This window comes from Streptomyces sp. SLBN-31 (assembly GCF_006715395.1).
In the GTDB taxonomy this organism is placed as follows: Bacteria; Actinomycetota; Actinomycetes; order Streptomycetales; family Streptomycetaceae; genus Streptomyces.
In genome coordinates this window covers 1352757-1367737 of the sequence record NZ_VFNC01000002.1, presented here as the reverse complement: position 1 = coordinate 1367737, position 14981 = coordinate 1352757, and the positions used below count along the sequence as shown (strand labels likewise).

Annotated in this window: 14 protein-coding genes; 10 read left to right on the top strand and 4 right to left on the bottom strand. The window is 72.5% G+C overall.

Going from position 1 to position 14981, the window contains the following annotated elements; genetic code table 11:
* Positions 1–5 precede the first annotated feature (5 nt).
* The gene (locus FBY22_RS26190; protein WP_142149914.1) at positions 6–347 is read right to left on the bottom strand and encodes a helix-turn-helix domain-containing protein; all 342 of its coding nucleotides are present in this window, start codon (positions 345–347) and stop codon (positions 6–8) included.
* Positions 348–479: 132 nt separating this feature from the next.
* Here FBY22_RS26190 and FBY22_RS26185 point away from each other — a divergent pair, with 132 nt between their 5' ends.
* The 6 genes from FBY22_RS26185 (at position 480) to FBY22_RS26160 (ending at position 5900) form a co-directional block, all read left to right on the top strand.
* Positions 480–1226, top strand: a complete 747-nt coding sequence (locus FBY22_RS26185) for an ANTAR domain-containing protein (protein WP_142149913.1) — start codon at positions 480–482, stop codon at positions 1224–1226.
* A gap of 114 nt (positions 1227–1340) precedes the next feature.
* A complete protein-coding gene (locus FBY22_RS26180) occupies positions 1341–2318 on the top strand; it encodes an NADPH:quinone oxidoreductase family protein (RefSeq protein ID WP_142149911.1) in 978 nt (325 codons plus the stop codon).
* The gene (locus tag FBY22_RS26175; protein ID WP_142149910.1) at positions 2315–3499 is read left to right on the top strand and encodes an acyl-CoA dehydrogenase family protein; all 1185 of its coding nucleotides are present in this window, start codon (positions 2315–2317) and stop codon (positions 3497–3499) included. Before FBY22_RS26180 ends, FBY22_RS26175 begins: the two co-directional genes overlap by 4 nt.
* Positions 3496–4569 carry an acyl-CoA dehydrogenase family protein gene (locus FBY22_RS26170; protein ID WP_142149908.1) on the top strand — a complete coding sequence of 358 codons (1074 nt, stop codon included), beginning with the start codon at positions 3496–3498 and terminating at the stop codon, positions 4567–4569. The genes FBY22_RS26175 and FBY22_RS26170 overlap by 4 nt, the downstream gene beginning before the upstream one ends.
* A 170-nt stretch (positions 4570–4739) precedes the next feature.
* The gene (locus FBY22_RS26165) at positions 4740–5603 is read left to right on the top strand and encodes a phosphatidylinositol-specific phospholipase C/glycerophosphodiester phosphodiesterase family protein (protein ID WP_142149906.1); all 864 of its coding nucleotides are present in this window, start codon (positions 4740–4742) and stop codon (positions 5601–5603) included.
* A 102-nt stretch (positions 5604–5705) separates the two neighbouring features.
* Positions 5706–5900 (top strand): hypothetical protein, encoded by a 195-nt coding sequence (locus tag FBY22_RS26160; RefSeq protein ID WP_142149904.1) that lies wholly within the window; start codon positions 5706–5708, stop codon positions 5898–5900.
* A 16-nt stretch (positions 5901–5916) separates the two neighbouring features.
* Here the strand turns inward: FBY22_RS26160 and FBY22_RS26155 are convergent, their stop codons facing one another.
* The 3 genes from FBY22_RS26155 to FBY22_RS26145 all read right to left on the bottom strand — a co-directional run bounded on the left by FBY22_RS26155 (position 5917) and on the right by FBY22_RS26145 (position 8159).
* Positions 5917–7155, bottom strand: coding sequence for a phosphodiester glycosidase family protein (locus FBY22_RS26155; protein WP_260845163.1), 1239 nt, complete (start codon positions 7153–7155; stop codon positions 5917–5919).
* 75 nt (positions 7156–7230) lie between these two features.
* On the bottom strand, positions 7231–7590 hold the full coding sequence (locus FBY22_RS26150) for a DUF779 domain-containing protein (RefSeq protein ID WP_142149902.1): 360 nt from the start codon (positions 7588–7590) through the stop codon (positions 7231–7233).
* Positions 7591–7643: 53 nt separating this feature from the next.
* A complete protein-coding gene (locus tag FBY22_RS26145; RefSeq protein WP_142149900.1) occupies positions 7644–8159 on the bottom strand; it encodes a GNAT family N-acetyltransferase in 516 nt (171 codons plus the stop codon).
* Positions 8160–8340: 181 nt separating this feature from the next.
* On the opposite strand from FBY22_RS26145, the gene FBY22_RS26140 reads away from it, so the two are divergent.
* From FBY22_RS26140 to FBY22_RS26125, 4 genes are all read left to right on the top strand, one after another.
* Positions 8341–10416, top strand: a complete 2076-nt coding sequence (locus tag FBY22_RS26140; protein WP_142152526.1) for a xanthine dehydrogenase family protein molybdopterin-binding subunit — start codon at positions 8341–8343, stop codon at positions 10414–10416.
* Between the two features lie 38 nt (positions 10417–10454).
* Positions 10455–10916, top strand: coding sequence for a (2Fe-2S)-binding protein (locus FBY22_RS26135; protein WP_142149898.1), 462 nt, complete (start codon positions 10455–10457; stop codon positions 10914–10916).
* 79 nt (positions 10917–10995) lie between these two features.
* The gene (locus FBY22_RS26130; RefSeq protein WP_142152525.1) at positions 10996–14370 is read left to right on the top strand and encodes a pyruvate carboxylase; all 3375 of its coding nucleotides are present in this window, start codon (positions 10996–10998) and stop codon (positions 14368–14370) included.
* A gap of 121 nt (positions 14371–14491) precedes the next feature.
* Positions 14492–14980: a DUF1360 domain-containing protein gene (locus FBY22_RS26125; protein WP_142149896.1), complete on the top strand. Its 489-nt coding sequence runs from the start codon at positions 14492–14494 to the stop codon at positions 14978–14980.
* Position 14981: the final 1 nt, after the last annotated feature.

The following is a 14981-nucleotide window of genomic DNA, read 5'->3' as shown; positions in this document are numbered from 1 at the left end:
GCGGGTCAGGCCGGGGCGTGCGGCCGGTTGCCGGGAGTGGTGCGGTCGGCCTCGGCCCGGGCCAGCACGGACAGCAGGGACGCCACGGTCAGCCCGGCCTCGGCCGGGTGGCGCAGCACCATGCTCGGTTCGATGCGGTAGGTGTTGGTGCGGCCCTCCCGGACATGGGAGAGGTAGCCGTCCCGTTCCAGATCGGAAATGATCTTCTGAACTGCGCGTTCGGTCAGCCGGCAGTGTGCGGCGATGTCACGGATCCTGGCGCTCTGGTTGTCGGCGATCGCGGCCAGCACGCGTGCGTGATTCGTCAGAAACGTCCATCCGGTGTGTGGCTCGGGCACTCCATCCATGCCCCCACTCTAGCGAGCGGACATTCACGTATTCAAAAACCCGAACTCGATTTCGTGTATTGGTTGACGTGCTTGGGGCAGCCGAGGGAATCTGAGGGTGCCATGCAGACACGTACACGAGGGAGAAGGGCCATGCCGGAATCCGCGGACTCGGCGCAGCCCCTCACCGCAGAGGAGTCCCCAGACCAGGTGTCCGACGACGGCCCACGAAGCGGTGTGCCCTGTCTGGCCACGATCGAGTCCGTCGCCGACGGCGACCGCGTGCTCGTCACCGTGCACGGCGAGCTCGACGTCGGCGGCACCGGGCTCCGGACCGCGCTCGGTGACGTCCTCGACCGCTCGGCCGCCGGTCTCGACCTGGACCTGACCGCGGTCGGCTTCTGCGACTGCGGCGGCCTGAACCTCCTTCTCGACCTGCGGCGACAAGCCCTCGCCCAGGGCAAGACCATCGGTGTACGGGCCTGCAGCCCGGCGGTGACCCGGCTGTTCGAACTGACCGGCACCCGCGAGCTGTTCGCGTCCTCCGCCCCCGGCCGGCGGCGCGACGAGCCCGTCGCCGAGGCCCCGGTCCGGCGCGCGAACGTCGATCAGGAGCTGCGCACGGAGGTTGACCAGCTGCGCCGGGCCATGCGGACCCGGCCCGCCATCGACGTGGCCCGCGGCATCCTGATGGCGACCTTCGGTCTGAGCGCGGATGCCGCCTGGGCCGTACTCGTCACCGCCTCCCAGAACAGCAACACCAAGCTCCATCAACTCGCCCAGGACCTGGTGGGGGCCGTCGACGGAGCCCAGCTGTCCGGAGCGGTGCAGCAGCAGATGGCGGCGGCCGTCGCCAAGGTGCGGGAGCGATCGGACGGCACTCGGCCCCCGGCGCGGTAGCCGTGGTGTGACGTTCCCGGCAGTGCTGTTCCCTCCGCGGCAAGCGACCGCTTAGTATGCGGTGGATCCCGGTCAAGACCCCGGTCCGACGACGCTGTCCCGTGGAGGCACCGCATGCAGGCATGGCAAGTGCACGAGCTCGGCGAGCCGAGTGAGGTGATGCGGCTCCAGGACGTCCAGGCGCCCACCCCCGGCGACGGCCAGGTGCTGCTGAAGGTGCGGGCCGCCAACATCAACTTCCCGGACGTGCTGATGGCCCGCGGCCACTACCAGGTGCGCCCGCCGCTGCCGTTCACGCCGGGCGTGGAGATCTGCGGCGAGACGGAGGACGGCCGCCGGGTGCTGGCCAACCCCGCACTGCCGTACGGCGGTTTCGCCGAGTACGCCGTCGCGGACGCCGCCGCCGTACTGCCCGCACCGGACTCGCTGGACGACGCCGAGGCCGCCGCGCTGCACATCGGCTACCAGACCGGCTGGTTCGGCCTGCACCGCCGCGCCCGCCTGGAGGCCGGCGAGACGCTGCTCGTCCACGCCGCCGCGGGCGGGGTGGGCAGCGCGGCCGTGCAGCTCGGCAAGGCGGCCGGTGCGACGGTCATCGGTGTCGTCGGCGGCGCCGAAAAGGCCGCCGTGGCCCGCGAGCTGGGCTGTGACGTGGTCGTCGACCGCAAGAGCGATGACGTCGTCGCCGCGGTCAAGGAGGCGACGGGCGGCCGGGGCGCCGACGTGATCTACGACCCGGTCGGCGGCGAGGCCTACACCCAGTCCACCAAGGTCGTCGCCTTCGAGGGCCGGATCGTGGTCGTGGGCTTCGCCAGTGGCTCCATTCCCAGCCCGGGGCTCAACCACGCCCTGGTGAAGAACTACTCGATCCTCGGCCTGCACTGGGGTCTGTACAACACCAAGAACCCGAAGCTGGTCCTGCACTGCCACGAGCAGCTCACCGAACTGGCTGCCCGGGGCGCCGTCAAGCCGCTGGTGAGCGAGCGCGTACCGCTCGGCGAGGCGGCCGCCGCCGTGCAGCGCGTCGGCGACGGCGTCACCACCGGCCGGGTCGTCGTCGTCCCGTCCCTCGCGAACGGAGCCGCCGCATGACCGTCGACGCAGCCGAACTCCGGCGCCGCACCACCGAGTTGCTGGCGGCACACCCGCCGGCCACCACCGACCGGCTCGACTTCCTGCGCGCCCGCTTCGACGCGGGACTGGCCTGGGTGCACTACCCGCAGGGCCTCGGCGGCCTCGGCGCGCCCCGCTCCCTGCAGGTCGTCGTGGATGCCGAGCTGGAGGCCGCAGGCGCCCCCGACAACGACCCCCGCCGGATCGGCATCGGCCTGGGCATGGCCGCGCCGACCATCCTCAAGTACGGCACCGAGGAGCAGAAGCAGCGGTATCTGCGTCCCCTGTGGACCGGCGAGGAGGTCTGGTGCCAGCTCTTCAGCGAGCCCGGCGCCGGCTCCGACCTGGCCGCGCTCGGCACGCGGGCCGTCCGGGAGGGGGAGAACTGGGTCGTCAACGGGCAGAAGGTGTGGACCTCCAGCGCCCACCTCGCCCGCTGGGCCATCCTCATCGCCCGCACCGACCCGGCCGTGCCCAAGCACGCGGGCATCACCTACTTCCTGTGCGACATGACCGACCCCGGCGTCGACGTCCGCCCGCTGCGGCAGATCACCGGAGAGGCCGAGTTCAACGAGGTCTTCCTCACCGACGTCCGCATCCCCGACTCCCGCCGCCTCGGCGAGATCGGCGACGGCTGGCGGGTCGCGCAGACCACGCTCAACAACGAGCGCGTCGCCATCGGCGGCATGCGCCTGCCCCGCGAGGGAGGCATGATCGCCCCGGCCGCCAAGACCTGGCGCGAGCGGCCCGAACTGCGTACCCACGACCTGCACCAGCGGCTGCTGAAGCTGTGGGTCGAGTCCGAGGTCGCCCGCCTCACCGCCGAGCGGCTGCGCCAGCAGCTCGTGGCCGGCCAGCCCGGTCCGGAGGGTGCCGGAATGAAGCTCGCCTTCGCCCGCCTCAACCAGGAGATCAGCGGCCTGGAGGTCGAACTCCGCGGCGAAGAGGGCCTGTTGTACGACGACTGGACCATGCGGCGGCCCGAGCTGGTGGACTTCACCGGCCGTGACGCCGGCTACCGCTACCTCCGCTCCAAGGGCAACAGCATCGAGGGCGGGACCAGCGAGGTCCTGCTGAACATCGTCGCCGAGCGCGTCCTGGGCCTGCCCGCCGAGCCGCGCACCGACAAGGACGTCGCCTGGAAGGACCTGGCCCGATGACCGACCTGCTGTACTCCGAGGAGGAAGAGGCGCTCCGGTCCGCCGTACGGGATCTGCTCGCCGACCACTGCGACGCGCCCGGCGTCATCGCGCGCACCGAGTCCGACACCCCGCACGACCCCGCCGCCTGGAAGGCCCTCGCCGACGGAATGGGCCTCGCGGGCCTGCTGGTGCCCGAGGCACTGGGCGGGCAGGGCGCCGGCCACCGCGAAGTGGCGGTCGTCCTGGAGGAGCTGGGGCGGGCCGTCGCCCCCGTGCCGTACCTCAGCAGCGCGGTCGTCGCCACCGAGGCCCTGCTGGAGTGCGGTGACGAGGAGTTGCTCGGCCGGCTGGCCTCCGGGCGGGCCGTCGCGGCCCTCGCGGTCGGGCTGCACCGGGCCCCGGGCACCGCCTTCGCCGCCGCACGGCTGGAGAACGGCACCCTGCACGGGGAACTGACCGGCATCGCGGACGCGGCGGCGGCCGACGTCCTGCTCGTGCCGGCCGAGGACGGCGGGCTGTACGCGGTGGCGGCGTCCGACGCGACCGTCACCCCGCAGGTCTCCCTCGACCTCACCCGGCCGCTGGCCGCCGTCGTCCTCACCGGCGCTCCTGGCCGCCGCCTCGGTGACGCCGAGCCCGCCGTACGACGGGCCCTGCGCGCCGGCGCCGGACTGCTCGCCTCCGAGCAACTCGGCCTCGCCGAGTGGGCGTTGACCGAGACGGTGCGCTACCTCAAGGAGCGCAAGCAGTTCAACCGGCCCGTCGGCGGGTTCCAGGCGCTCAAGCACCGGCTCGCCCAGCTGTGGCTGGAGGTCGTCAACCTCCGCGCCGCCGCCCGCAACGCCGCCGACGCGCTCGCGAACGGCGAGGACGTCGACCTGGCCGTCGCCGTCGCCCAGGCCTACGCGGCGCCCGTCGCCGTGCACGCCGCCGAGGAGGCGCTGCAACTGCACGCCGGCATCGGCATGACCTGGGAGCATCCGATCCATCTGTATCTCAAGCGCGCCAAGGCCGACTCGATCGCGTACGGCACGGCCGGTGCGCACCGGTCCGCGGTGGCCGAACTCGTCGACCTGCCGACCCCCTGAGCATCCTCCGGTGAAGCCCGCCCCACCTGGGGCGGGCTTCTTCGCGCGCTCGGCGGAAGGAGTGAACGGACGACGGCGGTCCGGCCAACTCCTGGCATGTGCAGATACTTTGAGGCCTCGGCGGCCCCATACTCCCTGTGGTTCCGACCCGCCCCACAGGGAGGCAGAACATGGCCCTCGTCACCCGTCGCAGAGCCCTCACCGCCTTGGGTGCCACACTCGCAGCCGTCCTCGCCCCGCCCGCGGGCAGCGCGTTCGCCGCCGAACACGGGCATCGCAGAGCCCCGTTGTGGCGCGCCCACGCCCACAACGACTACGAGCACCCCCGCCCCCTCTTCGACGCCCTGGACCACCGCTTCGGCAGCGTCGAGGCCGACATCTTCCTCGTCGGCGACCAGCTCCTGATCGGCCACACCGAGAGCGACCTCGACCCGACCCGCACGCTGGAATCGCTCTACCTCGACCCGCTGGCCACCCTCGTCAAGACCAACCACGGCTCCGTGTACCGCGGTTACCGCAAGCCGCTGCAACTGCTCATCGACATCAAGACCGAGGGATCCTCGACCTACCTCGAACTCGACCGCCACCTCGCCCGCTACAGGCACCTGTTCACGACCTACGCCCACGGCCGGTTGTACCCCGGCGCGGTCACCAACGTCATCTCCGGGGACCGGGCGGCCCGCACGCCCATGGAGGCGCAGAGCGTGCGCCGTGCCTTCTACGACGGCCGGCTCACCGACCTCGGCACCTCGGCGCCCGCCTCCTTCATCCCGCTGATCAGCGACAACTGGCAGGTCAACTTCACCTGGCTCGGCGAGGGGGCCTTCCCCGACGCCGAGCGGCAGAAGCTGCGCGCGATCCTCGCCCAGGCGCACGCGGCCGGGCAGAAGGTCCGCTTCTGGAACACCCCGGACCTGGCCGGCCCCGCCCGGGACGCGCTGTGGACCGAACTGCTGGACGCGGGCGTCGACTACTTCAACACCGACGACCTCGCCGGCCTCGAAGCCTTCCTCGACGCCCGCAGGAAGCCGTAGAACCACACGTTCGGCGGACAGGTCAGCCGTGCCGACCGGCCCTCCGCTACGCCACACTTGCGGCCGAACGCCGCGAAACGGGCGTGGCGGAGGAGGTTGACGATGGCGATTTCCATCTCTGTGGTGCTGCTGCTCCTGATCCTGGCGGTGATCTTCCTGCGCAGCGGCGGGCTGAAGTTCTCCCATGCCCTGGTCTGCGCGCTGTTGGGGTTCTTCCTCGCCGGCACGAGCATGGCGCCCACCATCCACAGCGGCATCACGGCGACCGCCGACATCGTCGGCAGCCTGCGCCCCTGAGCCCGGCCGGCCGCGGTCAGGGAGTCGTGAACACGCCGATGCCGTTCGGCACCGGGCGTTCCGCGTCGCCGGAGGGATGGTTGCGCACGGTCACCGTGCTCGAGCCCGGAGCGCGCGCGACCAGCGTGGTGGAGCCGCCGCCGTCCAGGCTGAACGCGTCGACCGCCCCCAACTCCCGCATTTCCGAAGCCACTTCCGCGATCGTCAGACCCTTGCGGTAGTCGGGCGCGCCGTCCAGCGCGAACAGCAGCAGCCGCCTGCCGCCGTCCGCGATGCCGACGGCCGTGCGGACGGCCGCGGTGGTGCCGTCCAGTCCGGGCAGCGGCTGTCCCCGCCTGAGGACGGGATAGCCGCCGAGAGCGAAGCGGTAGGCGACCTTGGAGTGGGCCGCGACCAGGCGGTGCGTCACCTTCACCGGCTCGCCCTCGGTGAACTTCCGCAGCTGCCGGGCACCCTCCTCCCGGCCGACGAGCACCGTGGTGCCCGCGGCGATGGGGCCGCGGCCCGGGGCGTCGGCCACCGCCACGACCCGGCCACGCCGGACGGTGACCTCGTAGGTGTCCGTGCTGCACGCGGCGCCCCGGTCGGTGTCGGTGCCGCAGGTCGCGCGGGCCCGGGAGACCGCACCCCAGTCCGAGGTGAACGCGCCGATCGTGTTCTCGGGCAGCGCGAACTGGTTGAGGCCGCCCAGCGGCAGGCGTCCGGCCGGTGTACGGATCGCGCCCTTGAGGGCCAGGCCGTCCAGCCGCGCCCTGCGGTCGACGCCCACGCCGAACACGTCCCGGGTGCTGGTGCCGGGTGGCAGTGCCGGGCCGAAGCGCTGCCCGTCGGGCACCGCCGCCTTCAGGACGTGCTCGGCGGCGATCGCGGGCCCGTCGGTGGAACCGGTGGCCTCGACGCCCGGGTGCTGGGTCTCCGAGATGTCGAAGAAGTCGCCGTTGACGCCCGCGACGGCGCCCTGCGCGTCGGCCAGCCGGGAGACCGTGGCCCGGGCGGCGACCGCCCCCGGATACAGCAGGCCGAGCCGTACGTGCGGATCGCGCAGGTCGACGGTGAGCAGGTGCGCGTGGGCCGGCCCCTTGCTTCCCTGGACGTCGAACTGCCGGTAGGTGACACCCCGCGCGATCGCGGTGGCCGTGGGTACGGCGCCGGCCGGTGCCGCCCCCACCAGGGCGGCACCGGCCAGCGCGCCCAGTACCGTGACGAAAGAGAGTATGGATCTGCCTGCCGTGGAACGCTTCTGACGGCGCGTCACGCTGCCCCCTGAGGTCTCGTCAACTCTCCGAACGCTCAGGGGAAGTGCAGCAGACCGCGGTGGTCCGCGCAGCGACTACGCGTCGACTACGCGAGAACGGGTGAGAAAACGCACCCCCTCGGGTGCCTCCAGCGAGAAACCGCTGCCGCGACCGGTTACGACGTCCACGATCAGCCGGGTGTGGCTCCAGGCCGCGTACTGGCCGCGCGACATCCAGAACGTCACCGGCTCCGGCACCCCCTCCACCTCCAGCTCCGCCAGCAGGACATCGGAGTCACCGGTGCGGAACTCGCCTTCCGGGTAGCACATGGGCGCGCTGCCGTCGCAGCAGCCGCCGGACTGATGGAACATCAGCGGGCCGTGCGTGGCCCGCAGGGCGCGCAGCAGGTCGGCGGCGGCCGGGGTGACTTCGACGCGCGGGATCTCCTCGTCCATGCCGTCCAGGGCACCACGGCCAAGGTTGCGAGAGGGTTGCGCAACCGCGATGTCTAGGGAGCGGCCCAACACCCCAGGGACACCAGCTGGTCCGGCGCCCAGCGCTGCTCCACCACGGCCAGCAGCTCCCAGCCGAGCCGCTCGTACAGGGCCGTCGCCGCCGTGTTGGAGACGACGACGTCGAGCACCGGATGCAGACCGCGCGCCCGGGCCTCCGCGACGGCCCGGGCCATCAGGGCGGCACCCAGTCCGTGTCCGTGCGCGGTGGGCGACACGAACAGGCGGCCCAGCACGGCGGTGTCCTCCACACCGACCCCGGCGCGGGCGCTCCACAGCCCGGGAGCCACGTCCCCGCCGTCGGGCCGCGACAGCTCCACGTGCCCGACGACACGGCCGTCGAGTTCGGCCACCCAGGCGGCCTCCATCGAGCCCGGGGTGAGCCAGCGGGCCGGGTGAGCAGGCCAGTTGACCGGATAGCCGCTGTGCCGGTGCACGGCGGCGAGAGCCGCCACACAGGCATCGAGATCGTGGTCGGTGCGCTGCCGGACACGGGATTCGTCGGTCGTCATGATCGGCCAGTATTCCGTGGGCCGACGGACGCCGCCGAGTCGCCGGTGGTTCAGAGGGAACCCACAGGGCGGCCGGCCCCTCCTATCGGTTGACGTAGTGGCCGACACGATCGAGGAGTGTCTGTTGGACGGCATCGAAGCCTCCACCGCCGGACCGCGCACGGTTTCCCGCCGCCGGTTCATGGTGTACTCCCTGTCCACGGCCACCCTCACCGTGGCCGCCCCGCTCGGCTGCGACACCTCGACGGCCCAGGGGTCCGAGCCCGCCCGCGCGCCCGCCGACACAGTGGTGACCGGCACCGACGACGAGATGCTGGTCCTGGAGGTCACCCGGGACAACAAGGTGGTCGTACGGCTGCCCCGGGTCGAGGTCGGCCAGGGCATCACGACCGCCGTCGCCATGATGATCGCCGAGGAACTGGACGCCCGCCTGGCCGACGTCCACATCCCCCTCGCCGACGCCCGGTCCAAGGGCAATCAGAACACGGGTGGCTCGGACTCCGTCCGCTCGCTGTACGACCCGGCCCGCCGGCTGGCGGCCACGGCACGCGCGCGCCTGGTGACCGCGGCCGCCCGGCGCTGGCGCGTCCCCGCCTGGAGTTTGCGCACCAAGGACACCGAGGTCATCGCCCCCGACGGCCGTACCGCCACCTTCGGCTCGCTCAGCGCGAGCGCAGCCAATGTGCGCCGCACCTCCGTGTCCGACCGGCCCAAGCCGGCCTCCCGGCACCGGCTGATCGGCCGGCCCACGAACCGCGTCGACGGCCGCGACATCGTCACCGGCAGGGCCACCTACGCCGGCGACCTGCACGTGGCCGGGGCGCAGCCGACGGTGGTGGCCAGGCCGCCGACGCTCGGCGGCAGGCTCGTCTCGGTCGACGACCGGGCCGCCCGCGCCATGCCGGGCGTCCACGCGGTCGTACGGGTTCCCGGCGGGATCGCCGTCGTCGCCGAGACCTTCCACCACGCCTTCCAGGCCCGCGACGCCCTGAAGGTCAAGTGGGCGCCCGGTCCGCTGGGCTCCCTGTCCGACGCGGGCATCCGCTCCCGGCTCAAGGCCGCCGTCCCCGCGCTCGCATCGCCGCCGCGCGGGTCGAACCAGGTCGAGGGCGAGTTCGAGTTCGCCTTCGTCAGCCACGCCCCGATGGAGGTGCTGACCGCGATCGCGGACGTGCGCGCCCACCGGGCCGAGATGTGGTTCTCCGCCCAGGGCCCCATGGGAGCCCGCGACGACATCGCCTCCGCGGTCGGCCTGCCCGCCTCCAAGGTGACGGTCCACGTCACACGCGGCGGCGGCTCCTTCGGACGGCGGCTGACCCATGAGGCCGCCGTCGAGGCCGCCCTGATCTCCAAGGCCGCCGGCCGGCCGGTCAAGCTCATGTGGAGCCGCAACGACGACACCCGCCACGGCCGGATGCGCCCCGCCACCCACCACCGCGTCCGCGCCAGCCACAAGGACGGCCGCGTCATCGCCTTCGCCCACGCCATGGCCTCGGTGAACGAGTCGTACGGCAGGAAGGGCGGCGCCGAGCAGGCGCTCTTCGTCCGGCCGGCGGCCCGCCCCGCCCCCAGCGACTCCGGGCTGTACAACTTCGGCCGCCTGTCCGGGGATTCGGGCGGCGTCGAACTCGCGATGCCGGTCGGCGCCTGGCGCTCGGTGGACTCCGGGACGATGCGCACGGCGGAGGAGATCATCGTCGACGAGATCGCCGCCAGCCTGGGCGTCGACCCGGTCGCCTTCCGCCGTACGACCCTGCGGAGCAAGGCCGTGCGGGCCGTACTGGACAAGGTCGCCGAAGCGGGCAGTTGGAACGCGCCGCTGCCCGCCGGACACGGGCAGGGCGTCGCCGTCCACGAGGAGTACGGGTCCTGCGTGGCCTGCCTCGCCGAGATCGACGCCACCGACCCGAAGAAGCCGAGGGTCGTCAAGGTGGTGATGGCCGCCGACGTCGGCACCGCCGTCAACCCGCGCGGCCTTCAGGCCCAGCTCATGGGAACCGCCGTCGACGGGATCTCCACGGTGCTCAGCGCCGGGCTGCACATCGACCGGGGTGCCGTGCGCGAGGGCAGCTTCGCCGACTTCCACTGGGCCCGCCAACGGCACGCCCCGCTGCATTTCGAGGCGCACATCATGCCGTCGACGGCCGAGCCCGGCGGCGCGGGCGAACTCGGCGTGCCCGCCGCCTCCGGAGCCGTCGCCAACGCCTACGCCCGGGCGACCGGCACCAGGCCCCGCCGCTTCCCGCTGAACTTCTGAACCGCCGCGAACTTCTGACCCTCTTCGAGAAGGTGCCGATGCCGTCCTACTCCTTCGTCCTCAACGGCGAGAAGGTCACCGTCGAGGCCCCGCCCGACATGCCGCTGCTGTGGGTGCTGCGTGACCTGCTGCATGTCACCGGCCCCAAGTACGGCTGCGGCGTCGGCGTCTGCCGGGCCTGCACCAGCCATCTCGACGGCGAGGAGATCCAGCCCTGCGTCGTCAAGGTCAAGGACTGCGCGGACCGGAAGATCACCACCATCGAGGGCCTGGCCGACGGCGACACCCTGCACCCCGTGCAGCAGGCCTGGCTCGACTGCGACGTCTCCCAGTGCGGCTTCTGCCAGCCCGGGCAGATCATGGCAGCCGTCGCCCTGCTGAAGAAGACGCGCCACCCCACCGACGCCGACATCGACGGCATCGAGAACGTCTGCCGCTGCGGCACCTATGCCCGCATCCGGGAGGCGATCAACAAGGCGGCCACAAAAATCACTCCCTGAGTGGCCCGGGTCACATGGCCACGGGCGCATGTCACCGACACCATGGGGGACGTTCGTCGGCAGGCTGAAGGGAGCGGTGATGTTCCGCAAGGTGCTGGTCGCCAACCGTGGTGAGATCGCGATCAGGGCGTTCCGCGCCGGCTATGAGCTGGGCGCGCGGACGGTCGCCGTCTTCCCGCACGAGGACCGCAACTCGTTGCACCGGCTCAAGGCCGACGAGGCCTACGAGATCGGCCAGCCCGGCCACCCCGTGCGGGCCTACCTGTCGGTCGAGGAGATCGTCCGCGCGGCGCGCAGGGCCGGCGCGGACGCCGTCTACCCGGGCTACGGCTTCCTGTCGGAGAACCCCGAGCTGGCCAAGGCCTGCGAGGAAGCCGGCATCACTTTCGTCGGGCCGAGCGCCCAGACGCTGGAGCTCACCGGTAACAAGGCCCGTGCCGTGGCCGCCGCCCGCGCGGCCGGCGTGCCGGTCCTCGGCTCCTCCGCGCCCTCCAACGACGTCGACGAACTCGTCCGCGCCGCCGAGGAGATCGGCTTCCCGGTGTTCGTGAAGGCGGTCGCGGGCGGCGGCGGGCGCGGCATGCGCCGTGTCGAGGACCCGGCCCAGCTCCGCGAGTCCATCGAGGCCGCGTCCCGCGAGGCCGCCTCCGCCTTCGGCGACCCCACCGTCTTCCTGGAGAAGGCCGTCGTCGACCCCCGCCACATCGAGGTGCAGATCCTCGCCGACGGCGAGGGCAACGTCATCCATCTCTTCGAACGCGACTGCTCCCTCCAGCGCCGCCACCAGAAGGTCATCGAGATGGCGCCCGCGCCCAACCTCGCCCCGGAGCTGCGCGACCGGATCTGCGCCGACGCCGTCCGCTTCGCGCGCGAGATCGGCTACCGAAACGCCGGCACCGTCGAGTTCCTCCTCGACCGCGACGGCAACCACGTCTTCATCGAGATGAACCCACGCATCCAGGTCGAGCACACGGTCACCGAGGAGGTCACCGACGTCGACCTCGTCCAGGCCCAGCTGCGCATCGCCTCCGGCCAGACCCTCGCCGACCTCGGCCTCTCCCAGGACACGGTCAAGCTGCACGGCGCCGCCCTGCAGTGCCGTATCACCACCGAGGACCCCGCCAACGGCTTCCGTCCGGACACCGGCCGCATCAGCGCCTACCGCTCGCCCGGTGGCTCCGGCATCCGCCTCGACGGCGGAACCACCCACGCGGGTACGGAGATCAGCGCGCACTTCGACTCGATGCTGGTCAAACTCACCTGCCGGGGACGGGACTTCAAGGCCGCGATCGGCCGGGCCCGGCGCGCGGTCGCCGAGTTCCGCATCCGCGGCGTGGCCACCAACATCCCTTTCCTGCAAGCCGTCTTGGACGACCCGGACTTCCAGGCCGGTCGGGTGACGACGTCGTTCATCGAGGAGCGCCCGCACCTGCTGACCGCCCGCTCCTCGGCCGACCGCGGCACCAAGCTGCTCACCTATCTCGCCGACGTCACGGTCAACAAGCCGCACGGCGAACGGCCCGAGCTGATCGACCCGGTCACCAAGCTGCCCCCGCTGCCGGCGGGTGAGCCCCCCGCGGGCTCCCGCCAGAGGCTCGTCGAACTCGGCCCCGAGGGCTTCGCCCGCGCCCTGCGCGAGTCGCCGACCATCGGCATCACCGACACCACCTTCCGCGACGCCCACCAGTCGCTGCTCGCCACCCGCGTGCGCACCAAGGACCTGCTGGCCGTGGCACCGGTGGTCGCCCGCACGCTGCCCGAGCTGCTCTCCCTGGAGTGCTGGGGCGGAGCGACGTACGACGTCGCCCTGCGCTTCCTCGCCGAGGACCCCTGGGAGCGGCTGGCCGCCCTGCGCGAGGCCGTCCCCAACCTCTGCCTGCAGATGCTGCTGCGCGGCCGCAACACCGTCGGCTACACCCCGTACCCGACGGAGGTCACCGACGCCTTCGTGCACGAGGCCGCCGCCACCGGCATCGACATCTTCCGCATCTTCGACGCCCTCAACGACGTCGGCCAGATGCGTCCCGCCATCGACGCCGTACGCGAGACGGGCGCCGCGGTCGCCGAGGTCGCCCTCTGCTACACCTCGGACCTGTCCGACCCGAACGAGCGCCTGTACACGCTGGACTACTACCTGCGGCTGGCCGAGCAGATCGTCGCGGCCGGCGCGCACATCCTCGCGATCAAGGACATGGCCGGGCTGCTGCGTGCCCCGGCCGCGGCGAAGCTCGTCTCGGCGTTGCGCCGCGAGTTCGACCTGCCGGTCCACCTGCACACCCACGACACGGCGGGCGGCCAGCTCGCCACCTACCTCGCCGCGATCCAGGCGGGCGCCGACGCGGTGGACGGCGCGGTCGCCTCGATGGCCGGCACGACCTCCCAGCCGTCGCTGTCGGCGATCGTCGCGGCCACCGACCACTCCGAGCGGCCCACCGGCCTCGACCTCCAGGCCGTCGGCGACCTGGAGCCGTACTGGGAGAGCGTCCGCAAGATCTACGCCCCCTTCGAGGCGGGCCTCGCCTCCCCGACCGGGCGCGTCTACCACCACGAGATCCCCGGCGGTCAGCTCTCCAACCTGCGCACCCAGGCCGTCGCCCTCGGCCTCGGCGACCGCTTCGAGGAGATCGAGTCGATGTACGCGGCCGCCGACCGCATGCTGGGCCGGCTGGTCAAGGTCACCCCGTCGTCCAAGGTGGTCGGCGACCTCGCCCTGCACCTCGTCGGGGCCGACGTCACCCCGGAGGACTTCGAGGCGACGCCGAACAGGTTCGACATCCCCGACTCGGTGATCGGTTTCCTGCGCGGCGAGCTGGGCACCCCGCCCGGCGGCTGGCCGGAGCCGTTCCGCAGCCGGGCGCTGGAGGGCCGTGCGGAGCCGCGACCGGTGCAGGAGCTGACGCCGGAGGACCGCGAGGGCCTTGCCAAGGAGCCCGGCGCGACGCTCAACCGGTTGCTGTTCCCCGGCCCGACGGGCGAGTTCGACACCCACCGCCAGGCCTACGGCGACACCAGCGTCCTGGACAGCAAGGACTTCTTCTACGGTCTGCGCCCGGGCAAGGAGTACGCCGTCGACCTCGAACCCGGCGTCCGGCTGCTCATCGAGCTGGAGGCCGTCGGCGAGGCCGACGAGCGCGGCATGCGCACCGTGATGTCCACCCTGAACGGCCAGCTGCGGCCGATCCAGGTGCGCGACAAGGCCGCCGCCTCGGACGTCCCGGTCACCGAGAAGGCCGACCGGTCCAACCCCGGCCATGTGGCGGCGCCGTTCGCCGGTGTGGTCACGCTCGCGGTCGCCGAGGGCGACGAGGTGGACGCGGGGGCGACCGTGGCCACGATCGAGGCGATGAAGATGGAGGCCGCGATCACCGCGTCCCGCGCGGGACGGGTGAACCGGCTGGCGATCAACCGGATCCAGCAGGTGGAGGGCGGCGACCTGCTGGTCGAGATCGGCTGAACCGACGGCGGGGCGGTGCGCGCGAGAGCGGGCGCCGCCCCGCCGCCGCGTGTGACCTGTACCGCGGTGGGAACCCGGGGCGCGCCCGACGCAGGGAGCACGGGCCGTTCAGGGAGGTTCCATGACCGGGCAGACCGCGCAGTACGACGACGGGGGCACCCCTCTCGCGGGTTACGCCACCCTCGCCGCCGCCTTCACGGCCGGCGTCACCGGGTTCGCCGCGTTCGTACGGCGGCGCGGGATCCGGCCGCCCCGCGAGGTTCCGCCCTGGGACGTCGCTCTCCTGGGCGCGGCGACCTACAAGGCGTCCAGGCTGCTGACCAAGGACGAGATCACCAGCTTCGTCCGGGCGCCGTTCGCCCGCCGCAGCGGCGAGGGCGAGGGCCCCGAGGTCATGGACGAACCGCGCGGGCACGGCGTGCACCGCGCCGTAGGCGACCTGGTGACCTGCCCGTTCTGCACCTCCGTCTGGGCGGCCGGCGTGCTGGTGTGCGGATACACCGTCGTCCCCCACGCCACCCGGCTGATCTGCGCGGGGCTCGGGGCGGTCACCATGGCGGACTGGCTGCAGTACGCCTGGACCTGGACCCAGCGGACCGCCGAGGACTGAG